This is a genomic window from Streptomyces sp. AgN23 (assembly GCF_001598115.1).
Taxonomy (GTDB): Bacteria; Actinomycetota; Actinomycetes; order Streptomycetales; family Streptomycetaceae; genus Streptomyces; species Streptomyces antimycoticus.
Genome location: NZ_CP007153.1, coordinates 8,510,731 through 8,535,395 on the forward strand (window position 1 = coordinate 8,510,731; position 24,665 = coordinate 8,535,395).

A 24,665-nucleotide genomic window follows, 5' to 3' on the forward strand; every position below is an offset into this window, starting at 1 on the left:
CGGGCCCCGGGGATGGCCCAGCGGGCCCCAGGGGTGGCCCAGCGGGCCCCAGGGGTGGCCCGGGGAGGGGCGTGCGGCGCCGTACACGGCCGTTCCGGGCGTCTCCGGCGTTGAGGGCGCGAGCCCCGGACTCCCGGGGCGGCAGGCGGTAGCGTGGCGGGCCGTGAGCACCTTGATCTGGATCGCGGTCGCGCTGGTCGTCATCGCCGTCTACCTGAGCTGGACCGCCGGACGCCTCGACCGGCTGCACAGCCGGCTGGACGCGGCGCGGGCCGCACTCGACGCGCAGCTGCTGCGGCGTGCCTCCGTCGCGCAGGAGCTGGCCACCGCCGGAGTGCTCGACCCCGCCGCGTCGATCGTGCTGTACCAGGCCGCGCACGCCGCCCGGCAGTCCGAGGAGGAGCACCGCGAGGTGGCCGAGAGCGAGCTGAGCCAGGCGTTGCGGGCCGTCTTCCAGGACAGCGTCCAGGCCGAGGCGGTACGGGAGGCGTCGGGCGGCGAGGACGCGCTGGGGGAGCTCACGGAGACGGTACGGCGGGTGCCGATGGCCCGGCGGTTCCACAACGACGCGGTACGCGCGGCGCGGGCGCTGCGCCGCCATCGCACGGTGCGCTGGTTCCGGCTGGCGGGTCACGCCCCGTTTCCGCTCGCCTTCGAGATGGACGACGAGCCTCCGGCGGCGCTCGGGCGGGTGCCGGGGGCCGAGGAGGCCGAGCGCTGAGGGAAGCCGTGCGGTGCGCCCCGGGCGGAAGAGCCCGCGCCCTGACGCCTCCCGCGCACTGAGGATTCACTGGCTGTTTCGAGCCACCGGCCTTCGATTGGCCCTTGCCGTGCCCCGCCCCGAGCCGGTTTTGTCATTCGTGTAGCACACACGCTCGTGACCTGGACCAGATGGCCGGGTCATGTTCCGGTATCGAACGGCCCTACGATGGGCTCATCGCACTTTTCATTATCGAGTGAGGTCAAACCGTGTCCATCACGCCCGCCAGCACGCCCAACTCCGACGCCCCCGCGACCGGCACCGCCCGCGTCAAGCGCGGTATGGCCGAGCAGCTCAAGGGTGGCGTGATCATGGACGTCGTCACCCCCGAGCAGGCCAAGGTCGCCGAGGACGCCGGTGCCGTCGCGGTCATGGCACTCGAGCGGGTGCCTGCCGACATCCGTAAGGACGGCGGCGTGGCCCGGATGTCCGACCCGGACATGATCGAGGGCATCATCGGCGCCGTCTCCATCCCGGTCATGGCCAAGTCGCGGATCGGCCACTTCGTCGAGGCGCAGGTACTGCAGTCGCTCGGCGTCGACTACATCGACGAGTCCGAGGTCCTGACCCCGGCCGACGAGGTCAACCACAGCGACAAGTGGTCCTTCACCACCCCGTTCGTCTGCGGAGCCACCAACCTGGGCGAGGCCCTGCGCCGGATCGCCGAGGGTGCGGCCATGATCCGTTCCAAGGGCGAGGCCGGCACCGGCAACGTCGTCGAGGCGGTCCGCCACCTGCGTCAGATCAAGGGCGAGATCGCCCGCCTGCGCGGCCTGGACAACCACGAGCTCTACGCGGCCGCCAAGGAGATCCGCGCTCCGTACGAGCTGGTCGCCGAGATCGCGCAGACCGGCAAGCTGCCGGTGGTGCTGTTCTCCGCCGGTGGTGTCGCCACCCCGGCCGACGCCGCGCTGATGCGCCAGCTGGGCGCCGAGGGCGTCTTCGTGGGCTCCGGCATCTTCAAGTCGGGCGACCCGGCCAAGCGCGCCGCCGCGATCGTGAAGGCCACCACGTTCTACGACGACCCCAAGGTCATTGCGGACGCGTCCCGGGACCTCGGCGAGGCCATGGTCGGCATCAACTGCGACACCCTCCCCGAGTCCGAGCGCTACGCCAGCCGCGGCTGGTAACCGGCGCCCGCACGGCACCACATGGCACCACGCGCCCGGCGTCCCGGCCCGGCGCGTGGTGCTCCTGACGTTCGAGAGGTCTTCGCTTCCGTGACTACGTCGTCCACTTCGTCCACCTCCACCCCCGGCGCGCCCGTGATCGGCGTGCTCGCCCTCCAGGGCGATGTCCGCGAGCATTTCGCCGCGCTCACCGCGGCCGGGGCCACGCCCCGGCAGGTCCGCCGTCCCGAGGAGCTCGCCGAGGTCGAGGCCCTGGTGATCCCGGGGGGCGAGTCGACCACCATGTCCAAGCTGGCGGTCATCTTCGGGCTGCTGGAGCCCCTGCGCGAGCGGGTCCGGGCCGGAATGCCCGTGTACGGTACGTGCGCGGGCATGATCATGCTCGCGGACAAGATCCTCGACGGCCGGGACGACCAGGAGACCATCGGCGGCATCGACATGATCGTGCGCCGCAACGCCTTCGGCCGTCAGAACGAGTCCTTCGAGGCCCGGGTCGACATCGAGGGCATCGACGGCGGTCCGGTCGAGGGGGTCTTCATCCGCGCGCCGTGGGTCGAGTCCGTGGGCGGCGGTGCCGAGGTGCTCGCGACGTTCGACGGGCACACCGTCGCCGTCCGGCAGGGCAATGTCCTGGCGACCTCGTTCCACCCCGAGCTGACGGGTGACCACCGGGTGCACAAGCTCTTTGTGGAAATGGTGCGGCCCGCGTAGCGCTCGGTTGAGGGTGGTGGGGGGAGACGGGAGGGCTGGTCCACGCCGCGGGCCGAGCCGATCCCGGTAGGATCTCAGGCGTTCGTACAGCAATGGGTTACGCGAAGGAGACAGGCGGATGTCCGGCCACTCTAAATGGGCTACGACGAAGCACAAGAAGGCCGTGATCGATGCCAAGCGCGGCAAGCTCTTCGCGAAGCTGATCAAGAACATCGAGGTTGCGGCCCGGATGGGCGGTTCCGACCCGGAGGGCAACCCGACGCTCTTCGACGCCATCCAGAAGGCGAAGAAGCAGTCGGTTCCGAACAAGAACATCGACAGCGCGGTCAAGCGCGGTGCCGGTCTCGAGGCCGGTGGCGCCGAGTACGAGACGATCATGTACGAGGGCTACGGCCCCAACGGCGTGGCCGTGCTCATCGAGTGCCTGACCGACAACCGCAACCGCGCGGCCTCCGACGTCCGCGTCGCGATGACGCGCAACGGCGGCTCGATGGCCGACCCGGGCTCCGTGTCGTACCTGTTCAACCGTAAGGGCGTCGTCATCGTCCCCAAGGGCGAGCTCGGCGAGGACGACGTGCTGGGCGCGGTCCTGGACGCGGGCGCCGAGGAGGTCAACGACCTCGGTGAGTCCTTCGAGGTGATCAGCGAGGCCACCGACCTGGTCGCGGTCCGTACCGCCCTCCAGGAGGCGGACATCGACTACGACTCGGCCGAGGCCAACTTCGTGCCCACGATGCAGGTCGAGCTCGAAGAGGACGCCGCGCGCAAGATCTTCAAGCTGATCGACGCTCTCGAGGACAGCGACGACGTGCAGAACGTCTTCGCCAACTTCGACGTCTCCGACGAGGTCATGGCCAAGGTGGACGCCTGACGGCGGATCGGCGCGGCGGTCAACGCCTTCGGCCAACGCCGACGGGCCGGCGGGGCATCACCCCACCGGCCCGTTGGCGTTGTCCGCGCCGGTGTTGTCGGCGGCAGCCGCTAGCCTGCAGGAACAGGTGACCGAAGCAGCGGTGAGGGGAGGGGCGCGGTGCGCGTGCTGGGCGTGGACCCGGGGCTGACCCGGTGCGGTGTCGGCGTGGTCGAGGGGGTCGCGGGGCGCCCGCTGCGGATGCTCGGCGTCGGCGTCATCCGGACCGGGGCGGACCTCGCGATCGGCGACCGGCTCGTCCTTGTCGAGCGCGGCATGGAGGAGTGGCTGGACGCCCACCGGCCCGAATTCGTCGCCGTGGAGCGGGTGTTCAGCCAGCACAATGTGCGCACCGTCATGGGCACCGCCCAGGCCAGCGCCGTCGCGATGCTGTGCGCGGCCCGCCGCGGGCTGCCGGTCGCGCTGCACACCCCCAGCGAGGTCAAGGCGGCCGTGACCGGATCCGGGCGCGCCGACAAGGCGCAGGTCGGCTCGATGGTGACCCGGCTGCTGAAGCTGGACGCACCACCCAAGCCGGCCGATGCGGCGGACGCCCTGGCGCTCGCCATCTGCCATATCTGGCGGGCCCCCGCGACCAACCGCCTCCAGCAGGCCGTCGCCGCCCACCGCAGCACGAACCGCGCTCGCACCACGAATAACCCCAGCGCCGCGAGTACCGCCCGCCCCACGAGCGCCGCGCGCACCACGAAAGGCCGTATCTCATGATCGCGTTCGTCTCCGGTCCGGTGGCGGCCGTCGCCCCGGACACCGCCGTGATCGAGGTCGGCGGGATCGGGATGGCGCTCCAGTGCACCCCCGCCACCCTGGCCGGGCTGCGCGTCGGCCAGCAGGCCCGGCTGGCCACCTCCCTCGTCGTCCGTGAGGACTCGCTGACCCTCTACGGCTTCGCCGACGACGACGAGCGCCAGGTCTTCGAGCTGCTCCAGACCGCCAGCGGGGTCGGCCCCCGGCTGGCCCAGGCCATGCTGGCGGTGCACTCCCCGGACGCGCTGCGGCTCGCGGTGTCCACCGGGGACGAGAAGGCGCTCACCGCCGTCCCCGGCATCGGCAAGAAGGGGGCGCAGCGGCTGCTGCTGGAGCTCAAGGACCGGCTCGGCGAGCCGCTCGGCTCCGCCGTGCCCGGCGCCCGCACCGCGGCCGCCCCCGGCTGGAGCGACCAGCTGCACACCGCGCTGGTCGGCCTCGGCTACGCCACCCGGGAGGCCGACGAGGCGGTGGCCGCCGTCACCCCGCAGGCCGAGGAGGCGGTGGCCGCGGGCGGCAAGCCCCAGGTGGCTCAGCTGCTGCGGGCCGCCCTGCAGACCCTGAACCGCACCCGGTGAGCCACCGCGGCCGCGGCAGGCCGCGACCGGCGGCACCACTCCAGACGACATCGCGAGGCGAAACGCAGTGAACTGGGACGAGACCCCATCGGCCACCGCCGACGACGCCCCGCCCGGCCCGGGCGGCAGGCTGGTGGGCGCCGACGCCGACGGCGACGACCAGGCGGTGGAGGCCGCGCTGCGCCCGAAGGACCTCGGCGAGTTCGTCGGGCAGGAGCGAGTGCGCGAGCAGCTGGATCTGGTGCTCAAGGCGGCCCGGCAGCGCGGTGGCACCGCCGACCATGTGCTGCTCTCCGGCGCGCCCGGACTGGGCAAGACCACCCTCTCCATGATCATCGCCGCTGAGATGGCCGCCCCGATCCGGATCACCTCCGGCCCCGCCATCCAGCACGCCGGCGATCTGGCCGCGATCCTCTCCTCCCTCGCCGAGGGCGAGGTGCTCTTCCTGGACGAGATCCACCGGATGTCCCGGCCCGCCGAGGAAATGCTGTACATGGCGATGGAGGACTTCCGCGTCGACGTCATCGTCGGCAAGGGGCCCGGGGCCACCGCCATCCCGCTGGAGCTGCCGCCGTTCACGCTGGTCGGGGCCACCACCCGGGCCGGGCTGCTGCCGCCCCCGCTGCGCGACCGCTTCGGCTTCACCGGCCATATGGAGTTCTACGCCCCGGCCGAGCTGGAGCGGGTCATCCACCGCTCCGCCGGGCTGCTCGATGTGACCATCGACGCCGAGGGCGCCTCCGAGATCGCGGGCCGCTCCCGCGGCACCCCCCGGATCGCCAACCGGCTGCTGCGCCGGGTGCGGGACTACGCCCAGGTCAAGGCCGACGGCGTGATCACGCGCGAGATCGCCGCCAGCGCCCTCGCCGTGTACGACGTGGACGAGCGCGGCCTGGACCGGCTGGACCGGGCGGTGCTCAGCGCGCTGCTCAAGTTGTTCGGCGGCGGCCCGGTGGGCCTGTCGACCCTGGCGGTCGCGGTGGGGGAGGAGCGCGAGACGGTCGAGGAGGTCGCCGAGCCCTTCCTGGTCCGGGAGGGGCTGCTGGCCCGTACGCCCCGGGGGCGGATCGGCACCCCGGCGGCCTGGGCCCATCTGGGGCTGACCCCGCCGCCGCAGACCGCCGGCGGCGGCCAGGCGGGGCTCTTCGAGGCATGACGGGCCGTCCCGAGGCATAAGCGCGCGCTTACCCGGCATCATGGCGTAGAGGACCAATAATGGCGGGGTCTGGAACCCCGGTACCGCGCCGGGCGTTGTTCCATTGGCGTGGGCTCGCTTAGACTCCGCCGATGCCGTCCGTATGCCGTCCGCTCACCGTGCGGTATACCCACCCCCGTAGACCAGGCCGCTCCCCGCGGTCGTGCGAAGGAATTTCCGTCCCGTGAATATCGTGACTCTCCTGCCGTTCATCGTGCTCATCGGGGCCATGTTCCTGATGACGCGATCGGCCAAGAACAAGCAGCGCCAGGCCCAGCAGATGCGCAATGACATGCACCCGGGCACCGGCGTGCGGACCATTGGTGGCATGTACGCGACGGTCAAGGAGGTCCACGACGACACGGTCCTCCTCGAGGTGGCCCCCGGCGTGCACGCGATCTACGCGAAGAACGCGGTGGGAGCCGTCCTGGACGACGCCGAGTACAACCGCATCGTGCACGGCATCGACCCCGACGAGGACGCCGACGAGACCCCTGTCGTTCCCGACGACGCCTCCTCGCTGACCGAGGCCGCCGAGGCCGCCGACACCGGTGATGGCGACTCCTCCGCCGACAAGGCCGACGCGGCCGACGAGGCGGACGAGAAGGCCGGAAAGACGGACGTCAAGAAGATCGACCTCGGCAAGGACGAAGCCGCCGCGGCGAGCACCTCCGAGGACGAGAAGCGGGACGGCGGCACCGACGCGAAGTAAGTCCGACATCCGGGAAACCGCGGCGCGCCCCCGCTTGGTGCGCCGCGGTTCCCTGAACGGTCTAGGCTCCGGCGGGGGCTCGTCCCCACAAGACTTCGTGGCCGCTCCGCGCACACCCCGATGCGGGGCGGTTGGACAGGGAGATACGAGAAGGTGGCAGCACCGAAGAAGGGCCGCAGGTCCTCCGGGTCACAGGGCAGGCCCGGGCGCGCCTTGGCCGTCATCCTGATCGCCATCGTGGCGCTGACCGGAGGCATGTTCGTCTCCGGTCACACCACGCCGCGACTGGGTATCGATCTCGCGGGCGGCACCAGCTTCACGCTGGAGGCAAAGAACCAACCGGGCAAGCCCAACGCGATCAACACGGACAACATGAACACCGCCGTGAGCATCATCGAGCGGCGGGTCAACGGTCTGGGTGTGTCCGAGGCCGAGGTCCAGACGCAGGGCGAGAAGCACATCATCGTGAACATCCCCAAGGGGACGAACGCGAAGCAGGCCCGGCAGCAGGTCGGCACCACCGCCCAGCTCTACTTCCGGCCGGTGACCACGACCACCAGCGGCCAGAAGACCCCTGAGCAGCCCAGCTCCACCCCCAGCCCGTCCGGCAGCGCCAGCGGCAAGGGCAATGACAAGGGCGACGACAAGGGCGGCAAGCCGTCCGGCACACCCTCGGCCTCCTCGTCGGCTTCCTCATCCTCCTCCGCCAGCCCCAGCACCCAGGGGCGGGCCCTCTCCGAGGGGCTGAAGGCCGACAAGAAGCCCAGCGAGACCGCCTCGCCGTCGAACACCTCGAAGCCCGACCCGTCCAAGAGCCCCAAGGGCTCCACCAGCCAGGAGGACCTGGCCAAGCAGTTCGCGGCCCTGGACTGCACCAAGCCGGCCGCACGGGCCGCGGCCGCCGACAAGGCGGCCAACGCCAAGCCGAGCGACCCCGTGCTGGCCTGCAGCGAGAAGGGCGACGCCAAGTTCGTCCTCGGCCCCTCCGAGGTCGAGGGCACCGACGTGGACGACGCCTCCGCGGTCTTCGAGAGCCAGAACGGAGCGGGCTGGATCGTCCAGCTCGACTTCAACGGCAAGGGCTCCAAGAAGTTCGCCAAGACCACCGGCGAGCTCACCACCAAGCAGTCCCCGCAGAACCGCTTCGCGATCGTCCTGGACGGCGAGGTCGTCTCCGACCCCGAGGTCACCCAGGGCGCCATCACCGGCGGCCGGGCCACCATCTCCGGCGGTTTCACCCAGCAGAGCTCCGAGGACCTGGCCAACGTGCTGTCCTACGGTGCCCTCCCGCTGTCCTTCGACATCGCGGACGAGACCACCGTCTCCGCCGCGCTCGGCGGTGAGCAGCTGGACGCCGGTCTGGTCGCCGGTGCCATCGGCCTCGCGCTCGTCGTGATCTACCTGGTCGTCTACTACCGCGGTCTCGCCCTCGTGGCCATGGCCAGCCTCGGTGTCTCCGCGATCCTGACGTACACGATCATGGTGCTGCTCGGCCCGGGTATCGGCTTCGCGCTGAACCTGCCGGCGGTCTGCGGTGCGATCGTGGCCATCGGTATCACCGCGGACTCGTTCATCGTCTACTTCGAACGGATCCGCGACGAGATCCGGGAGGGCCGCTCGCTGCGCCCCGCCGTCGAGCGCGGCTGGCCGCGGGCCCGGCGCACCATCCTGGTGTCGGACTTCGTGTCGTTCCTGGCCGCCGCGGTGCTCTACATCGTCACCGTCGGCAAGGTGCAGGGCTTCGCCTTCACCCTGGGGCTCACCACGCTGCTCGACGTCGCCGTGGTGTTCCTCTTCACCAAGCCGCTGATGACGATCCTCGCCCGCCGCCCGTTCTTCGGCAACGGCCATTCGTGGTCCGGACTGGACCCCAAGCGTCTCGGGGTCACGCCGCCGCTGCGCCGTCGCCGTCCCGCCGCCCCCGGCCCCGCCGACACGAAGGAGGCGTGAGATGTCGCGACTCGGCACTCTCGGCGCCAGGCTCTACCGAGGCGAGGTCGGCTACGACTTCGTCGGCAAGCGGAAGATCTGGTACGGCATCTCGATACTGATCACCATCACGGCCATCGTGGGCCTGGCGGTGCGCGGCCTGAACATGGGCATCGAGTTCTCCGGCGGCGCGGTCTTCACCACCCCGAACACCAAGGTCTCGGCCTCCGACCTGCGCCAGACGGCGGAGGACGCGTCCGGCGGCCACACCGTCGTGGTCCAGGAGCTCGGCCGGGGCGGCCTGCGCATCCAGATCAGCGAGCTGGGCACCAAGGAAGCCCTGCCGGTCCAGGAGAACCTCGCCAAGAAGCTGGGCGTCGAGACCGGCAAGATCGACACTCAGCTGGTCGGCCCGAGCTGGGGCGAGCAGATCGCCAGCAAGGCATGGCAGGGTCTGGCGATCTTCATGGTGCTGGTGGTGATCTATCTCGCCATCGCCTTCGAGTGGCGGATGGCAGTGGCCGCCCTGATCGCCCTGATCCACGACCTCACCATCACCGTCGGTGTCTACGCACTGGTCGGCTTCGAGGTCACCCCGGGCACCGTGATCGGTCTGCTGACGATCCTCGGCTATTCGCTCTACGACACCGTCGTGGTCTTCGACGGTCTCAAGGAAGCGTCGAAGGACCTCACCAAGCAGACCCGCTTCACCTACAGCGAAATCGCCAACCGCAGCCTCAACTCGACCCTGGTGCGGTCCATCAACACCACGATCGTGGCGCTGCTGCCGGTCGGCGCACTGCTGTTCATCGGTGGCGGTCTGCTCGGCGCCGGCATGCTCAACGACATCTCCCTGGCGCTCTTCGTCGGCCTCGCCGCCGGTGCGTACTCCTCGATCTTCATCGCGACCCCGCTGGTCGCCGATCTGAAGGAGCGCGACCCGAAGATGAAGGCGCTCGCCAAGCGGGTCAAGGCCAAGCGCGCCGCGACCGCCAAGGCCGAGGCCGCCGACTCGGCGTCCGACGAGGAGGGGGCCCCCGACCTTGAGGACGCCGCCGCGGCCCCCGCCGGGGTCGTCGGCCAGCGCCGCCAGCCCGCCTCCCGTAACCGGGGGCGCGGCCGGCCGTCCGGCAAGCGGCGATGAGCGGGGGAGCCCGAGGATGACCGAGACGACGAAGACCGCGGCAGATAGTCCCGACGGCAGGCCCGACGGATCCGGCGCGGCCGCCGCCGAGGAGCTGCGCACGCTGCTCCTCAGCCGGATCCAGGACGTGCCGGACCACCCCAGGCCGGGCGTGATGTTCAAGGACATCACCCCGCTGCTCGCCGACGCCGCCGCCTTCGGCGCGCTCACCGAGGCGCTCGCCGAGCTGTGCGTCCGGCACCGGGCGGACAAGGTGGTGGGCCTGGAGGCCCGCGGCTTCATCCTCGCCGCCCCGGCCGCCGTCCGCGCCGGAATCGGCTTCGTACCGGTCCGCAAGGCCGGCAAGCTCCCCGGGGCGACCCTCGGCCAGGCGTACGAGCTGGAGTACGGCACCGCCGAGATCGAGATACACGCCGACGCGCTGGAGCCCGGAGACCGGGTCCTGGTGATCGACGACGTACTGGCCACCGGCGGCACCGCCGAGGCGTCCCTGCGGCTCATCCGGCGGGCCGGCGCCCAGATCGCCGGGGTCGCCGTGCTGCTGGAGCTCGGCTTCCTCGACGGCCGCGGCCGTCTGCTGGCCGCGCTCGACAGCGCCCCGCTGGAGGCCCTGATCACGGTCTGAGCCGGGTCACGGGCCCGCACACCGGGCCGAGAGACCGCCGGAGGGCGGGGACCGCGCACCGCCGGTCCCCGCCCTCCGTCATGCCGCCACATGCCCCCGTCATGCCCGGCTTGGCGGTCGGCAGGCAAGCGGAGTGGCGGGATCGATACCATGGCAGCCTGACCTTTCGAGGTCCGGACCGCTTGAGGAGTGCTCTTGCCAGACGAGGCCCAGCCGCTCTCGCCCAAAGTCCGTCCGGGCGGAACCCCCTCCGCACAGCCGGACGCGCCCACCGCCGCCGAACCGACGGCGGCCTCCGGCGTGCCCAAGAACAGCGGCGACAGCCCGGTCCGGCGCGGCCCCGAGCAGACGAGCCCGAAGCCCCCCACGGGCCGCTCCAGCAACCTGCCCGCCACCACGCCCCCCGCGCGCCCCGTACAGAGCCCCGCGCCCCGCTCCGGCTCGTCCAACCGCGTCCGGGCCCGCCTGGCGCGCCTCGGCGTCCAGCGCTCCAGCCCGTACAACCCGGTGCTGGAGCCGCTGCTGCGGATCGTGCGCGCCAACGACCCCAAGGCGGAAGCCTCGACGCTGCGCCAGATCGAGCGCGCGTACCAGGTGGCCGAGCGCTGGCACCGCGGCCAGAAGCGCAAGAGCGGCGATCCGTACATCACCCACCCCCTCGCGGTGACCACGATCCTGGCCGAGCTGGGTATGGATCCGGCCACTTTGATGGCCGGGCTGCTGCATGACACCGTCGAGGACACCGAGTACGGCCTGGACACCCTGCGCCGGGACTTCGGCGACCAGGTCGCCCTGCTCGTCGACGGCGTCACCAAGCTGGACAAGGTCAAGTTCGGCGAGGCGGCCCAGGCCGAGACCGTGCGCAAGATGGTCGTCGCCATGGCCCGGGACCCCCGGGTGCTGGTCATCAAGCTGGCCGACCGGCTGCACAACATGCGCACCATGCGCTACCTCAAGCGGGAGAAGCAGGAGAAGAAGGCCCGCGAGACCCTCGAGATCTACGCCCCGCTCGCCCACCGCCTGGGTATGAACACCATCAAATGGGAGCTGGAGGACCTCGCCTTCGCGATCCTCTACCCCAAGATGTACGACGAGATCGTGCGGCTGGTCGCCGAGCGGGCCCCCAAGCGCGACGAGTACCTGGCCGTCGTCACCGACCAGGTCCAGGGCGATCTGCGGGCGGCGCGGATCAAGGCGACCGTCACCGGCCGACCGAAGCACTACTACTCCGTCTACCAGAAGATGATCGTGCGCGGCCGCGACTTCGCCGAGATCTACGACCTGGTGGGCATCCGGGTGCTCGTCGACACCGTCCGCGACTGCTACGCGGCGCTCGGGACCATCCACGCGCGGTGGAACCCGGTGCCCGGGCGGTTCAAGGACTACATCGCGATGCCCAAGTTCAACATGTACCAGTCGCTGCACACGACGGTCATCGGGCCCAGCGGCAAACCGGTCGAGCTGCAGATCCGCACCTTCGACATGCACCGCCGCGCCGAGTACGGCATCGCCGCGCACTGGAAGTACAAGCAGGAAGCGGTGGCCGGCGCCTCCAAGGTGCGCACCGATGTGCCCCGTAAGGCGGGCAAGGACGACGCCATCAACGACATGGCGTGGCTGCGGCAGCTCCTGGACTGGCAGAAGGAGACCGAGGACCCGGGCGAGTTCCTGGAGTCCCTGCGCTTCGACCTGTCCCGCAACGAGGTCTTCGTCTTCACGCCCAAGGGCGACGTCATAGCGCTTCCGGCCGGGGCCACCCCGGTCGACTTCGCCTACGCCGTGCACACCGAGGTCGGCCACCGCACCATCGGGGCGCGGGTCAACGGGCGGCTGGTGCCGCTGGAGTCCACCCTCGACAACGGCGATCTGGTGGAGGTCTTCACCTCCAAGGCGGCGGGCGCCGGGCCGTCCCGCGACTGGCTGGGCTTCGTCAAGTCGCCCCGCGCCCGTAACAAGATCCGCGCCTGGTTCTCCAAGGAGCGCCGCGACGAGGCCATCGAACAGGGCAAGGACGCGATCGTCCGGGCGATGCGCAAGCAGAACCTGCCCATCCAGCGGATCCTGACCGGGGACTCACTGGTCACCCTCGCCCATGAGATGCGCTACCCGGACATCTCCGCGCTCTACGCCGCCATCGGCGAGGGCCATGTCTCCGCGCAGAACGTGGTGCAAAAGCTCGTCCAGGCGCTCGGCGGCGAGGAGGCGGCCAACGAGGACATCGCCGAGACCGCCCCGCCCATCCGCCGCACCAAGCGGCGCTCCAGCGCCGATCCGGGCGTCGTGGTCAAGGGCGTCGAGGATGTGTGGGTCAAGCTGGCCCGCTGCTGCACGCCGGTCCCCGGCGACCCCATCATCGGCTTCGTCACCCGCGGCAGCGGCGTCTCCGTGCACCGCGCCGACTGCGTCAACGTGGACTCGCTCTCCCAGCAGCCCGAGCGCATCCTCGACGTCGAATGGGCGCCCACCCAGTCGTCGGTCTTCCTGGTCGCCATCCAGGTCGAGGCGCTGGACCGGTCCCGGCTGCTGTCGGACGTCACCCGCGTGCTGTCCGACCAGCACGTCAACATCCTCTCGGCGGCCGTGCAGACCTCCCGCGACCGGGTGGCCACCTCGCGCTTCACCTTCGAGATGGGCGACCCCAAGCACCTGGGCCACGTCCTGAAGGCCGTACGGGGCGTCGAGGGCGTCTACGACGTCTACCGGGTCACCTCGGCCCGCGCCCGCTGAAACAGCTGAAACAGCTGAAACAGCTGAAACAGCTGAACATACGACGGCGGCGGCCCCCGGCGCCTCAGCACCGGGGGCCGCCGCCGTCGTATCGGCCGGATCAGCGGATCGACATCAGCCGCCGAACTCCTGAAGACCCTTCAGCGCCTGGTCCAGCAGCGCCTGCCGGCCCTCGAGCTCCTTGGAGAGCTTGTCGGCCTTCGCGTGGTTCCCCGCCGCGCGGGCCGCGTCGATCTGGGTACGCAGCTTGTCGACGGCGTCCTGCAGCTGACCGGTGAGCCCCTGGGCGCGCGCCCGCGCCTCGGGGTTGGTCCGCCGCCACTCCGCCTCCTCGGCCTCCTGGATGGCGCGCTCCACCGCGTGGATCCGGCCCTCGATCCCGGCCCGGGCGTCCCTCGGCACATGGCCGATGGCCTCCCACCGCTCGTTGACCGACCGGAAGGCCGCGCGGGCCGCCTTCAGGTCCGAGATCGGCAGCAGCTTCTCGGCCTCGACGACGAGCTCCTCCTTACGGGTGAGATTCTCCCGCTGCTCGGCGTCGCGCTCCGCGAAGACCTCGCTGCGCCCCTGGAAGAAGATGTCCTGCGCACCGCGGAAGCGGTTCCACAGGTCCTCCTCGGCCTCGCGCTGTGCACGGCCCGCGGCCTTCCAGTCCGCCATCAGCTCCCGGTACCGGGCCGCGGTCGGACCCCAGTCGGTGGAGCCGGAGAGCGCCTCGGCCTCGGCGACCAGCTTCTCCTTGGTCTGCCGGGCCTCCTCGCGCTGCGCGTCCAGGGCCGCGAAATGCGCCTTGCGGCGCTTGGAGAACGCCGAGCGGGCGTGCGAGAAGCGGTGCCACAGCTCGTCGTCCGTCTTGCGGTCCAGGCGCGGCAGACCCTTCCAGGTATCCACCAGTGCGCGCAGCCGCTCCCCGGCCGCCCGCCACTGCTCGCTGGCCGCCAGCTGCTCGGCCTCGGCGACCAGGTCCTCCTTGGCCCTGCGGGCCTCGTCGGCCTGGACCGCCTTGGCCGCCTTGCGCTGCTCGCGGCGCGCCTCGACGTCCCCGGCGAGCTTGTCGAGCCGCTTCCTCAGCGCGTCCAGATCGCCGACCACGTGATGCTCGTCGACCTGGTGCCGGATGTGGTCGATGGCCGCCGTCGCGTCCTTGGCCGACAGATCGGTGGTCTTGACCCGGCGCTCGAGGAGACCGATCTCGACGACCAGACCGTCGTACTTGCGCTCGAAGTAGGCGAGGGCCTCTTCCGGCGATCCCGCCTGCCACGATCCGACGACCTGCTCACCGTCGGCCGTCCGCACGTATACGGTCCCCGCCTCGTCGACGCGGCCCCAAGGCTCGCTGCTCACAGCGCCTCCTCCACATGATGCCGGGGCGGGCGCGCGGCCCGCCGGCATCGTCCACAGTTTCTTCCGGCCGGGATGCGCCCTGGCCGGTCTCACGGCAGGGCGGCGGCCTCCGGGGCAGGCACCCTGCACAACGCCAACATAGGCGACCGGTGCCCCGGCTGTCCGTATCCTGCGCGACCGAAATTTCGCAGTACGCGCGTCGGCGACCTCAGGACTTGCCGACCGTCGCCTTGTTGATCACGACGCTGGCGTTGGGGGCGGTGTTCATCGTCTGGTCCGGGGCTCCGGCCCCGGCGTCGGCGATCTTCTTCAGGACCTTCATCCCGGCCTTGTCCACGGTGCCGAAGGGCGTGTAGTACGGCGGGAGCTGGCTCTCCTTGTAGACCAGGAAGAACTGGCTGCCGCCGGTGTTCTTGCCCTGCTTGGTCTGCGGGTTGTACTGGTTGGCCATGGCGACGGTCCCGGCCGGGTACTTGCCGCCCTTGATCGAGGGGTCCTTCAGGTTCTCGTCCGGCAGGGTGTAGCCGGGGCCGCCCGCGCCGGTGCCCTGCGGGTCACCGCACTGCAGTACGAAGATCCCCGAGTTCACCAGCCGGTGGCACTTGGTGTGGTCGAAGTAGCCCTTGCCCGCCAGGAAGCCGAAGGAGTTGACCGTGTGCGGCGCCTTCCCGGCGTCCATGGCCACGGAGATGTCCCCGCAGGTCGTCTCCAGCTTCATCGTGTAGGAGGCCGACTTGTCGACCGTGAGCGCCGGCTCCTTCTTCCACGACAGCTTCTTCGGCTTCTTGTCCGCGACCGCCTTCGCCTCCTTGGCACAGGGGTCCGGCGCCTTGCTGGTGGGGGCGGCCGAGGGGGTGCCGGACGCGGCGGCGTCGTCCTTCGTCTTGTCCTTGTCGCTCCCGGACAGCGCGCCCGTCGCCGCGATGGCACCGCCACCGGCCAGGACCACGGCCAGTACGGCGGCGATCACGACATTGCGCTGGCGCGTCTTGTGCCGGGCGGATTCGCGCCGCTGCTGCTGGCGAAGGTACTTCTCCCGGGCGAGTTGCCGCCGCCGCTGCTCGTTACTGACCACCGGGTCGTCTCCTCAAGGCGTGTGCCGTCAGTGTCCTGCTGTTGTGCGTGAGGGCTCGGCCGTACCGTATACGGGTTCGCTGTGGTGGGGGCGCCGCCGGTAGGCTCTGAAGCCGCTGACAATCTTCCACCGGACGACTTCTAAGGACGATCGTGCTCATTGCCGGGTTCCCCGCCGGGGCCTGGGGGACCAATTGCTATCTGGTCGCCCCCGCCGCCGGTGAGGAGTGCGTGATCATCGACCCGGGCCATCAGGCGGCCCAAGGCGTCGAGGAGGCGGTCGCCAAGCACCGGCTCAAGCCCGTCGCCGTCGTCCTCACCCACGGCCATATCGACCATGTCGCCTCGGTCGTCCCGGTCTGCGGCGCACATGACGTACCGGCCTGGATCCACCCGTCCGACCGCTTCATGATGAGCGACCCCGAGAAGGCCCTCGGACGCTCCATCGGCATGCCGCTGATGGGCGAACTCACCGTGGGCGAGCCGGACGACGTCAAGGAGCTGGCCGACGGCGCCGAGCTGCGGCTGGCCGGTCTCGAGCTCACCGTCGCGCACGCCCCGGGCCATACCAAGGGGTCGGTGACCTTCCGGATGCCCGAGCAGGCGGACGTCCCGTCCGTCTTCTTCTCGGGCGATCTGCTCTTCGCCGGCTCCATCGGACGCACCGATCTGCCCGGCGGCGATCACGCCGAGATGCTCGAGTCGCTGGCCCGTGTGGTCCTGCCGCTCGACGACTCGACCGTGGTGCTGTCCGGCCATGGCCCCCAGACCAGCATCGGCCGTGAGCGCGCCACCAACCCGTATCTGCGCGAGGTGGCCGCCGGCCTCGGAGACGGCGCGCAGCGCCCGGCTCCGCGACGAGGAATGTGACGAGAGACTTCCGTTGAGCACCTTCAAGGCCCCCCGGGGCACGTATGACCTGATCCCGCCGGCCTCCGCGGCGTACCTGGCGGTGCGCGAGGCGATTGCCGCACCGCTCAAGCGCTCCGGCTACGGCTACATCGAGACCCCCGGTTTCGAGAACGTGGAGCTCTTCGCGCGCGGCGTCGGCGAGTCCACCGACATCGTGACCAAGGAGATGTACACCCTCACCACCAAGGGCGGCGACGAGCTCGCGCTGCGCCCCGAGGGCACCGCCTCGGTGCTGCGCGCCGCCCTGGAGGCCAACCTGCACAAGGCCGGATCCCTGCCGGTCAAGCTCTGGTACTCGGGCTCGTACTACCGCTACGAGCGGCCGCAGAAGGGCCGCTACCGCCACTTCTCGCAGGTCGGCGCGGAGGCGATCGGCGCCGAGGACCCGGCCCTGGACGCCGAGCTGATCATCCTGGCCCACGACGCGTACCGCTCGCTGGGGCTGCGGAACTTCCGCATCCTGCTGAACTCGCTGGGCGACGCCACCTGCCGCCCCGTCTACCGGACCGCCCTCCAGGACTTCCTGCGCGGCCTCGACCTGGACGAGGACACCCGGGCGCGCGTCGAGATCAACCCGCTGCGGGTGCTGGACGACAAGCGCGAGGCGGTGCGCGAGCAGCTGACCGGCGCCCCGCTGCTGCGCGACTACCTGTGCGAGGAGTGCAAGGCGTACCACGCGGAGGTCCGCGAGCTGATCACCGCGCGGGGCGTGACCTTCGAGGACGACGCGAAGCTGGTGCGCGGCCTGGACTACTACACCCGCACCACCTTCGAGTTCGTCCACGACGGGCTGGGCTCGCAGTCCGCGGTCGGCGGCGGCGGCCGCTACGACGGGCTGTCCGAGATGATCGGCGGCCCGGCGCTGCCCTCGGTGGGCTGGGCGCTCGGAGTCGACCGTACGGTGCTGGCGCTCGAGGCCGAGGGCATCGAGCTGAACCTGCCCGACGCCGTCAGCGTCTTCGCGGTGCCGCTGGGGGAGGAGGCCCGGAAGGTCCTCTTCGGCGTGGTCGGCCAGCTCCGCACGGCGGGAGTCGCCACGGACTTCGCCTATGGCGGCAAGGGCCTCAAGGCCGCGATGAAGGCGGCCAACCGCAGCGGCGCGCGCTACGCGATCGTGGCGGGCGAGCGCGATCTCGCGCAGGACGTGGTCCAGCTCAAGGACATGGAGTCCGGCGAGCAGGCGCCGGTTCCCCTGGCCGAGGTGGTCGAGGCAATCCGCTCGCGCCTCGCCTGAGCGACGCCCGAAGAGGGGCCCGGGGATTCCCCGGGCCCCTTTCGCGGCCCCTACAGCAGCCCCAGCCGCATCGCGCTGGTGACCGCCGCGGTGCGGTCGGCCACGCCCAACTTGCCGAAGGCCCGCAGCAGATGGGTCTTCACCGTCGATTCGCCGATGAACAGACGACGTCCGATCTCCGCGTTGGTGCGCCCCTGCGCGACCAGCCGCAGCACGGCCGTCTCCCGCTCGGAGAGGCGGGGCGCTCGGGCCGGTCGCACAGCTGGTCCATGAGCCGGGCGGCGACGGACGGGGCCAGGACCGTCTCGCCGCGAGCGGCGGAGCGTACGGCCTCGGCCAGTTCGGCGCGGGCCGTCAACTCGGCCGGGGTGGATTCATCCTGCCAAACGATGCCGATCCGGGAACGCCATTCCCGTCCCCCGGAGGCGGGGTCCCGGCCCAGCACCGTGACCTCCCCCGCGTCCCGGCTCCGATGGCCCTGGAGGATCTCCACCGTGGTGCTCTTGCCCGCCCCGTTGGCCCCAGGACGCCGAACACCTCACCCTGCCGGATGCCCAGGTCAACGCCGTCCAGCGCGGTCACCGCGCCATAGCGCTTGCGCAATCCGCGCACCCGTATCGCTTCGTCTGCCATATCCATGAGCGTGACGGTGCCGCCCTGGACAGGGGGACGACCGGGAAGCCCGTCTTATGTCCTCCGAACGGGGGACAGGGCACCATGGCATGGCCTGGATAGGCGGGCCGTACGACGGGGCGGGTGCGGCACAATGGCCGTGCCCGAGGGGGCTGGACACGGTGGAGAGCGACGGACGGCGAGTGACGGCGAGTATGGCGACGACAGTGATGGACGACGTGGAGTCCGGTGAGGCGCGGGAGGGCGTGCGGACCGGGACGGGGGGCAGCCGCGCCTTCGCCCTTCTGCTCGTGATCACCGGTGCGCTCGGGCTCCTCGCCGCCTGGGTCATCACGATCGACAAGAACAAGATCCTCGAGTACAAGGCCGACGGTAAGGTCTTCACCCCCGGCTGCAGCCTCAACCCCGTCGTCTCCTGCGGCAACATCATGGAGAGCGACCAGGCGCACGCGTTCGGCTTCCCGAACCCGATGCTCGGCCTGGTCGCCTACTCCATCGTGATCTGCGTCGGCATGTCCCTGCTGACCGGGGCCCGCTTCCCGCGCTGGTACTGGCTGACCTTCAACGCGGGCACGCTCTTCGGCGTCGGCTTCGTGACCTGGCTGCAGTACGAGTCGCTGTACGTCATCGGCTCGCTGTGCCTGTGGTGCTGCCTCGCCTGGGTCGCCACCATCGTGATGTTCTGCTACGTCACCGGCCACAACCTCAAGCATGGATACCTTCCCGCCCCCGACGGGCTGCGGCGCGGGCTCATGGAGTTCCACTGGGTGGTCCCGGTGATGTGGATCGGGGTCATCGGAATGCTGATCCTCACCCGCTGGTGGGACTTCTGGACTGCTTAGAACTCCTAACAAAATGATCTTTAAGGTGGTTGGATCACTCCGGGACCGTGATCCGGGGGTGCTGGGTGGCTCGGCCGAAGCAGTGGGAAGTCGACGACGAGCTGTGGGCGGTGATCGAGCCGCTGCTGCCCAAGGTCGAACGTCGGATGCGGCACCCCGGCCGCAAACGGCATCCAGACCGCTTGGTGTTCCAGGGCATCCTGTTCGTCCTGCACACCGGGATCGCCTGGGAACACCTGCCGCAAGAACTCGGCTTCGGCTCGGGCATGACTTGCTGGCGCCGCCTGGCCGAGTGGACCGAAGCCGATGTCTGGCCCCGGCTGCACGAGGTCCTCCTCGCCAAGCTCCGCACTGCGAACGCCCTGGACTTCTCCCGCGCTGCCGTCGACGGCTCCCACATCCGCGCGTTAAAGGGGGTTCCAAGACTGGACGAAGCCCCGTCGACCGGGGCAGGACGGGCAGTAAACACCACCTGATCACCGACGCCACCGGCATCCCCCTCGCCGTCACCCTGACCGGGGGCAACCGCAACGACGTCACTCAGCTCATCCCGCTCCTCCAAGCCGTGCCGTCCGTGCGCGGCAAGCGCGGTCGGCCCAGGCGCCGCCCAGACGTGGTGCTGGCCGACCGCGGATACGACCACGACAAGTACCGCCGGCTGGTCCGGGACCTCGGCGTGAAACCGCTGATAGCCCGCCGCGGCATCGATCACGGTTCCGGACTCGGCACCCAACGCTGGGTCGTGGAGCGCGCGTTCGCTCACCTGCACTGGTTCCGTCGCCTGCGGATCCGCTGGGAGATCCGCGACGACATCCATGAAGCCTTCCTCACCCTCGCATGCGCGCTCATCTGCTGGAGGCGCTTGAAATCAGCGCGATAGGAGTCCCTAGAACTTCAACAAAGTGACAGGCTGATCAGTCGGCTGACCCGAACGAGGCCAGGAATCAGGTTCCAGCGATCGTTCGGCCTGGCATCGGCTCTGCGAGCGCGGCTCGCCAGGGCGGCGCTCCGAAGGGGTCGGCGAAGTACTGTGTTTCGTGCACCACGTGCTGGTCAGCGAATTCCATGATGCTCACCGAGTACGAAGGCACACCGTCGTAGGTGATCACGCATTCGCTCACCCACAGATTGGCGTGGCCGGTGATCCGCTGGACGGTGAAGTGTCGGTCGGCCGGGTGTCCGCCGCGTTGCGCCGAAATCGTCGCGCGGCCCCGGAACCGCTCACCTGACTGCGGGTAGTCCAGGATCGCGTCCGTGGCGTAGATGGCGTGCTCGACATCGGTGTTCCCGCGTTCCGAGGCCCGCCAATGCTCCTCGATCGCGGCCCTGGTCCGGGAGTCCTCATCCATGGCACCGCCCTTCCGTAGCGGTGACAGCCTAGGCGCCCCGGGCCACAGCCGGCCCCCGGTCGGGCAGACATGGGCTGCCAAGTCCTCCCTTTGGGCGGATCCCAGGCGACAGCCGTCCACCGTGGCAACGGCTTCGAGAGATCGTCACCCGGCTCACCCCACCTTCGATCCATTCTGTTAGGAGTTTTTAGTCCGATGCGGCCGGTGCGGCTCGAGCCGAGGATACCCCGGAGCAATGGGCTGAGCCCGACGGCTGAACCCCGAGCCCGGCGGCGGTCCGGCGGCGTTGTCAGAGGGGTGGCATAGGCTTCCCGTCGTGGAGCCAGACCTGTTCACCGCCGCCGCAGAAGACCGCCAGGAGAAGGATCCGGCCAGCAGCCCGCTGGCCGTGCGGATGCGTCCGCGCACCCTCGACGAGGTCGTGGGCCAGCAGCATCTGCTGCGCCCCGGATCGCCGCTGCGCCGGCTCGTGGGCGAGGGCGGCGGCGGTCCGGCCGGGCCGTCGTCGGTGATCCTCTGGGGCCCGCCGGGCATCGGCAAGACGACACTGGCGTATGTGGTCAGCCAGGCCACCCAGAAGCGCTTCGTCGAGCTGTCGGCCATCACCGCGGGGGTCAAGGAGGTCCGGGCCGTCATCGACGGCGCGCGCCGCTCCTCCGGGGCGTACGGGCGGGACACCGTCCTCTTCCTGGACGAGATCCACCGCTTCAGCAAGGCACAGCAGGACTCGCTGCTGCCCGCCGTGGAGAACCGCTGGGTGACGCTGATCGCGGCCACCACCGAGAATCCGTACTTCTCCGTGATCTCCCCGCTGCTCTCCCGCTCGCTGCTGCTCACCCTGGAGCCCCTGACCGACGACGATCTGCGCGGGCTGCTGCGGCGCGCGCTCACCGATGAGCGCGGGCTCGGCGGAGCCGTCACCCTCCCCGAGGACGCCGAGGCGCATCTGCTGCGCATAGCGGGCGGCGACGCCCGGCGTGCGCTCACCGCGCTGGAGGCGGGCGCCGGGGCGGCCCTGGACAAGGGCGAGCCCGAGGTCACCCTCACCTCGCTGGAGGAGGCGGTCGACCGGGCCGCGGTGAAGTACGACCGCGCGGGCGACCAGCACTACGACGTGGCCAGCGCCCTCATCAAATCCATCCGCGGCTCGGATGTGGACGCGGCGCTGCACTATCTGGCCCGGATGATCGAGGCGGGGGAGGACCCGCGGTTCATCGCCCGCCGGCTGATGATCTCGGCCAGCGAGGACATCGGCCTCGCCGATCCGACCGCCCTGCCCACCGCCGTGGCGGCGGCGCAGGCGGTCGCCCTGATCGGCTTCCCGGAGGCCGCGCTCACCCTGAGCCATGCCACGATCGCCCTGGCGCTCGCGCCCAAGTCCAACGCCGCGACCACGGCGATCGGCGCGGCGCTGGCGGATGTGCGGGCGGGCCTGGCCGGGCCGGTGCCGTCGCATCTGCGCGACGGCCACTATCAAGGCGCCAAGAAGCTCGGCCACGCCCAGGGCTATCTCTACCCGCACGATCTGCCGGGCGGGATCGCGGCGCAGCAGTACGCACCGGACAAGATCCACGGCAAGCGGTACTACGAGCCCACGCGGTACGGCGCCGAGGCGCGGTACGCGGATGTGGTGGAGCGGGTGCGGGCGCGGCTGCGCGGCGACCCGCCGCCGTCCGCCGACGGTCCGGCCCCGGCCTCGTCGTAACGGTCCGCCCGGCCCCGCCGCAGTCGCTCACCCCGCCGGTCGCCTCACGCGCGGCGCCGCACCCGCGGACCCCGATCACCCGGCGTACCGGCTCAGGCCGTCGCCGCGTCGAACAGGGCGTGCATCGCGTACCGCAGCTCGGTCACGTTCCGCACCGGCTCCGGGAAGTCGAAGCGCGCGTCGAACGGCCGGTCCGCCTCGTCCGTGAAGCGCACCCGCAGACCGAAGCGGTCCAGCGCCACCGGGGTGGCCGCGCCCCGCGTGCAGACCACGTCGGAGCGGTCGCCGAGCAGTGCGCACAGCCCGCGCACCTGCTCGCTGTGGGCGGCGTGCAGATGCTGGAGCAGATCGGCCTCGTGCCGCACGAGCGGATCGGGGCCGGCGGTCGTGAAGTCGTCCGGCTCGACGCCGTCCGCACCCCACAGGTCGTCCACGCACGCCTCCCCGACCTCCAGCCGCAGCAGCGTCCAGGCGGCTCTCCCGGCGGGCTCCACACCGGCGGCCGACCCACCGGACCGCGGGGGCCGCGGCGCCTGGTCGAGGCCGAGCAGCTCGCCCACCGGATGCCGCTCGGCCAGCAGCGCCGCCGCGGCGCGGGTGCGCTCACCGCAGGGGACGGGTGTGAGCCAGCCGGCCACCCAGGCGCGGCCGCGGATCCGCTGGGGCATGGCGACGGGGGCGACGTCGGTGATCTCCATCACGCAGGTCAGCTCGTCGTCCTGGGCGTGTGCGGCGGCCCGGGCCGCCGGGGAGCCGCTGGGGACCAGCAGCAGCACATCTCCGTCCGGGGCGACCGTCCGGGCGGCCGGACAGTCGGCCCCCAGGTCGTCCAGGGCCTCGATTCCGGGAATCGTCAACGAAGCCGTAGCCTTGGATTCCACGAGGTACGTACGCGCTCTGCCGGCGATGGCCGCAGGGCGTCTTCCACGGGACGCGGCTGACCCTCCTCGGGGCTCTGATCAGTGCTGGGCAGGGGGATCCCAGGTCGAAACATGCGCTCTCCTCGGCTAAGGTAAGGCTCACCTAACTTACATGGAGGTTCGTTCCCCGTGAACCAGTCGCGTCCCAAGGTCAAGAAGTCGCGGGCGCTGGGCATCGCTCTGACCCCGAAGGCCGTCAAGTACTTCGAGGCCCGCCCGTACCCGCCGGGCGAGCACGGCCGTGGCCGCAAGCAGACCAGTGACTACAAGGTCCGGCTGCTGGAGAAGCAGCGTCTGCGCGCCCAGTACGACATCAGCGAGCGCCAGATGGCGCGTGCCTACGACCGCGCCCGGAAGGCCGGCGGCAAGACGGGCGAGGCTCTGGTCATCGAGCTCGAGCGCCGTCTGGACGCGCTCGTGCTGCGCTCGGGCATCGCCCGCACCATCTACCAGGCCCGCCAGATGGTCACCCACGGCCACATCGAGGTCAACGGCCGCAAGGTCGACAAGCCGTCCTTCCGGGTCCGCCCGGACGACGTGGTGATGGTCCGCGAGCGCAGCCGCGACAAGCACCCCTTCCAGGTGGCGCGCGAGGGTGGTTACGCCCCCGACGGCGAGACCCCGCGCTACCTCCAGGTCAACCTGATGGCGCTCGCCTTCCGCCTCGACCGGGACCCCAACCGCAAGGAGATTCCGGTCATCTGCGACGAGCAGCTCGTTGTCGAGTACTACGCCCGCTGATACAGCGGAGCGGACAGTACCCAGCCAAGCCCGCGGGTTCCCCTCGACATCGGTCGACGGGGAACCCGCGGGCTTGTCCGGTGGAGGTCCGGGAGCGCGTCCGGCGGCCGTTATCCGTTTCGGGTGCGCGTCCGTGGCGCGATAAGGTCGATACCTGCCGCCCGCGCCCGGATACCGCCCGAGAGCGGCGGGCGACGAACGACCCGAACGACGAGCGATCACGACGAGCACGACCAACACGAACAACGACGACGAGCGGCGACAGGGAGCGGTGCGACGTGTCCGGTGGAGAGGTGGCCGGGATCCTCGTGGCCGTCTTCTGGGCGATCCTGGTGTCCTTCCTCGCGCTGGCGCTGGTGAGGCTGGCCCAGACGCTCAAGGCGGCCACCAGGCTGCTGGCGGAGGTCACCGACCAGGCGGTCCCGCTGCTCAGCGAGGCGTCCGCGACCGTGCGCGAGGCGAACACCCAGCTCGCCCGGGTGGATTCGATCGCCTCCGACGTCCAGGAGGTCACCTCCAACGCCTCCGCGCTCTCCTCGACCGTCTCCACCGCCTTCGGCGGTCCGCTGGTCAAGGTGGCCGCGTTCGGCTACGGCGTCCGGCGGGCGATCGGCCGCAAGGGGCGAGCGCAGGACGAGCCCGCGCCCGCGCGCACCGTCGTCATCGGCAAGACCCTGCCGTCCGCCCGCTGGGGCGGCCGCCGCAACCGTGGATCGAAGGGCTGA

At 70.8% G+C, this 24,665-nt stretch carries 23 protein-coding genes and 2 pseudogenes; 19 read left to right on the plus strand and 6 right to left on the minus strand.

The window, feature by feature from the left end; genetic code table 11:
• The first annotated feature begins 163 nt into the window (after nt 1-163).
• From AS97_RS36965 to AS97_RS37020, 12 genes are all read left to right on the plus strand, one after another.
• Complete coding sequence (locus AS97_RS36965; RefSeq protein ID WP_059146809.1) at nt 164-721, plus strand: hypothetical protein; 558 nt, start codon at nt 164-166, stop codon at nt 719-721.
• Nucleotides 722-969: 248 nt separating this feature from the next.
• The gene (pdxS, locus tag AS97_RS36970; RefSeq protein WP_014056223.1) at nt 970-1,890 is read left to right on the plus strand and encodes a pyridoxal 5'-phosphate synthase lyase subunit PdxS; all 921 of its coding nucleotides are present in this window, start codon (nt 970-972) and stop codon (nt 1,888-1,890) included.
• 90 nt (nt 1,891-1,980) lie between these two features.
• Entirely contained in the window at nt 1,981-2,601 is a 621-nt protein-coding gene (gene pdxT, locus AS97_RS36975) for a pyridoxal 5'-phosphate synthase glutaminase subunit PdxT (RefSeq protein ID WP_059146808.1), read from the plus strand.
• 118 nt (nt 2,602-2,719) lie between these two features.
• Nucleotides 2,720-3,472, plus strand: coding sequence for a YebC/PmpR family DNA-binding transcriptional regulator (locus AS97_RS36980; protein WP_059146807.1), 753 nt, complete (start codon nt 2,720-2,722; stop codon nt 3,470-3,472).
• Nucleotides 3,473-3,631: 159 nt separating this feature from the next.
• Complete coding sequence (gene ruvC, locus AS97_RS36985; protein ID WP_086710813.1) at nt 3,632-4,237, plus strand: crossover junction endodeoxyribonuclease RuvC; 606 nt, start codon at nt 3,632-3,634, stop codon at nt 4,235-4,237.
• Nucleotides 4,234-4,854, plus strand: coding sequence for a Holliday junction branch migration protein RuvA (gene ruvA, locus AS97_RS36990; protein WP_086710812.1), 621 nt, complete (start codon nt 4,234-4,236; stop codon nt 4,852-4,854). The genes ruvC and ruvA overlap by 4 nt, the downstream gene beginning before the upstream one ends.
• Nucleotides 4,855-4,921: 67 nt before the next feature.
• Nucleotides 4,922-6,010 (plus strand): Holliday junction branch migration DNA helicase RuvB, encoded by a 1,089-nt coding sequence (ruvB, locus tag AS97_RS36995; RefSeq protein ID WP_059146804.1) that lies wholly within the window; start codon nt 4,922-4,924, stop codon nt 6,008-6,010.
• Nucleotides 6,011-6,233: 223 nt separating this feature from the next.
• A complete protein-coding gene (gene yajC, locus AS97_RS37000; protein ID WP_210566420.1) occupies nt 6,234-6,761 on the plus strand; it encodes a preprotein translocase subunit YajC in 528 nt (175 codons plus the stop codon).
• Nucleotides 6,762-6,914: 153 nt separating this feature from the next.
• Complete coding sequence (gene secD, locus AS97_RS37005) at nt 6,915-8,711, plus strand: protein translocase subunit SecD (protein ID WP_059146802.1); 1,797 nt, start codon at nt 6,915-6,917, stop codon at nt 8,709-8,711.
• A 1-nt stretch (nt 8,712) separates the two neighbouring features.
• Nucleotides 8,713-9,834, plus strand: coding sequence for a protein translocase subunit SecF (gene secF, locus AS97_RS37010; protein ID WP_059146801.1), 1,122 nt, complete (start codon nt 8,713-8,715; stop codon nt 9,832-9,834).
• 16 nt (nt 9,835-9,850) lie between these two features.
• The gene (locus AS97_RS37015) at nt 9,851-10,459 is read left to right on the plus strand and encodes an adenine phosphoribosyltransferase (RefSeq protein WP_282615708.1); all 609 of its coding nucleotides are present in this window, start codon (nt 9,851-9,853) and stop codon (nt 10,457-10,459) included.
• A gap of 195 nt (nt 10,460-10,654) precedes the next feature.
• A complete protein-coding gene (locus AS97_RS37020; RefSeq protein ID WP_210566421.1) occupies nt 10,655-13,186 on the plus strand; it encodes a bifunctional (p)ppGpp synthetase/guanosine-3',5'-bis(diphosphate) 3'-pyrophosphohydrolase in 2,532 nt (843 codons plus the stop codon).
• 114 nt (nt 13,187-13,300) lie between these two features.
• Here the strand turns inward: AS97_RS37020 and AS97_RS37025 are convergent, their stop codons facing one another.
• Together AS97_RS37025 and AS97_RS37030 are read right to left on the minus strand one after the other, a co-directional pair.
• The gene (locus AS97_RS37025; protein WP_059146799.1) at nt 13,301-14,530 is read right to left on the minus strand and encodes a DUF349 domain-containing protein; all 1,230 of its coding nucleotides are present in this window, start codon (nt 14,528-14,530) and stop codon (nt 13,301-13,303) included.
• A gap of 208 nt (nt 14,531-14,738) precedes the next feature.
• On the minus strand, nt 14,739-15,605 hold the full coding sequence (locus tag AS97_RS37030; protein WP_059146798.1) for a peptidylprolyl isomerase: 867 nt from the start codon (nt 15,603-15,605) through the stop codon (nt 14,739-14,741).
• Nucleotides 15,606-15,757: 152 nt separating this feature from the next.
• On the opposite strand from AS97_RS37030, the gene AS97_RS37035 reads away from it, so the two are divergent.
• Complete coding sequence (locus AS97_RS37035; RefSeq protein ID WP_059146797.1) at nt 15,758-16,474, plus strand: MBL fold metallo-hydrolase; 717 nt, start codon at nt 15,758-15,760, stop codon at nt 16,472-16,474.
• A 13-nt stretch (nt 16,475-16,487) separates the two neighbouring features.
• Nucleotides 16,488-17,750 (plus strand): histidine--tRNA ligase, encoded by a 1,263-nt coding sequence (gene hisS, locus AS97_RS37040; protein WP_059146796.1) that lies wholly within the window; start codon nt 16,488-16,490, stop codon nt 17,748-17,750.
• A gap of 50 nt (nt 17,751-17,800) precedes the next feature.
• Here the strand turns inward: hisS and AS97_RS37045 are convergent.
• Nucleotides 17,801-18,099: pseudogene (locus AS97_RS37045) on the minus strand (response regulator transcription factor); the annotation flags it as partial.
• A 3-nt stretch (nt 18,100-18,102) separates the two neighbouring features.
• A pseudogene (locus tag AS97_RS37050) lies at nt 18,103-18,389 on the minus strand (ATP-binding cassette domain-containing protein); the annotation flags it as partial.
• A 188-nt stretch (nt 18,390-18,577) separates the two neighbouring features.
• Between AS97_RS37050 and AS97_RS37055 the strand changes: the two are divergent.
• Both AS97_RS37055 and AS97_RS37060 read left to right on the plus strand, forming a co-directional pair.
• The gene (locus tag AS97_RS37055) at nt 18,578-19,225 is read left to right on the plus strand and encodes a vitamin K epoxide reductase family protein (RefSeq protein WP_079059619.1); all 648 of its coding nucleotides are present in this window, start codon (nt 18,578-18,580) and stop codon (nt 19,223-19,225) included.
• Nucleotides 19,226-19,290: 65 nt separating this feature from the next.
• A protein-coding gene (locus AS97_RS37060; protein ID WP_210564151.1) for an IS5 family transposase occupies nt 19,291-20,105 on the plus strand; the annotation gives its coding sequence in 2 pieces (ribosomal slippage) (nt 19,291-19,636 and nt 19,636-20,105; 816 coding nt in all).
• 64 nt (nt 20,106-20,169) lie between these two features.
• On the opposite strand, the gene AS97_RS37065 is transcribed toward AS97_RS37060, so the two are convergent.
• Nucleotides 20,170-20,574 (minus strand): hypothetical protein, encoded by a 405-nt coding sequence (locus AS97_RS37065; protein WP_037652204.1) that lies wholly within the window; start codon nt 20,572-20,574, stop codon nt 20,170-20,172.
• A gap of 316 nt (nt 20,575-20,890) precedes the next feature.
• On the opposite strand from AS97_RS37065, the gene AS97_RS37070 reads away from it, so the two are divergent.
• Nucleotides 20,891-22,279, plus strand: coding sequence for a replication-associated recombination protein A (locus AS97_RS37070; protein ID WP_059146794.1), 1,389 nt, complete (start codon nt 20,891-20,893; stop codon nt 22,277-22,279).
• A gap of 92 nt (nt 22,280-22,371) precedes the next feature.
• On the opposite strand, the gene AS97_RS37075 is transcribed toward AS97_RS37070, so the two are convergent.
• Nucleotides 22,372-23,136, minus strand: a complete 765-nt coding sequence (locus AS97_RS37075) for a DUF2470 domain-containing protein (protein WP_059146793.1) — start codon at nt 23,134-23,136, stop codon at nt 22,372-22,374.
• Between the two features lie 192 nt (nt 23,137-23,328).
• Between AS97_RS37075 and rpsD the strand changes: the two genes are divergently transcribed.
• Both rpsD and AS97_RS37085 read left to right on the plus strand, forming a co-directional pair.
• Nucleotides 23,329-23,940 (plus strand): 30S ribosomal protein S4, encoded by a 612-nt coding sequence (gene rpsD, locus AS97_RS37080; RefSeq protein ID WP_059146792.1) that lies wholly within the window; start codon nt 23,329-23,331, stop codon nt 23,938-23,940.
• A 278-nt stretch (nt 23,941-24,218) separates the two neighbouring features.
• A complete protein-coding gene (locus AS97_RS37085; protein WP_059146791.1) occupies nt 24,219-24,665 on the plus strand; it encodes a DUF948 domain-containing protein in 447 nt (148 codons plus the stop codon).

Bases quoted from the DNA above. Each gene is read 5' to 3' on its own strand.
- AS97_RS36980 (WP_059146807.1), top strand. From the start codon at position 2,720: ATGTCCGGCCACTCTAAATGGGCTACGACGAAGCACAAGAAGGCCGTG.
- ruvA (WP_086710812.1), top strand. From the start codon at position 4,234: ATGATCGCGTTCGTCTCCGGTCCGGTGGCGGCCGTCGCCCCGGACACC.
- secF (WP_059146801.1), top strand. From the start codon at position 8,713: ATGTCGCGACTCGGCACTCTCGGCGCCAGGCTCTACCGAGGCGAGGTC.
- AS97_RS37015 (WP_282615708.1), top strand. From the start codon at position 9,851: ATGACCGAGACGACGAAGACCGCGGCAGATAGTCCCGACGGCAGGCCC.
- AS97_RS37055 (WP_079059619.1), top strand. From the start codon at position 18,578: ATGGCGACGACAGTGATGGACGACGTGGAGTCCGGTGAGGCGCGGGAG.
- AS97_RS37065 (WP_037652204.1), bottom strand. From the start codon at position 20,574: ATGGATGAGGACTCCCGGACCAGGGCCGCGATCGAGGAGCATTGGCGG.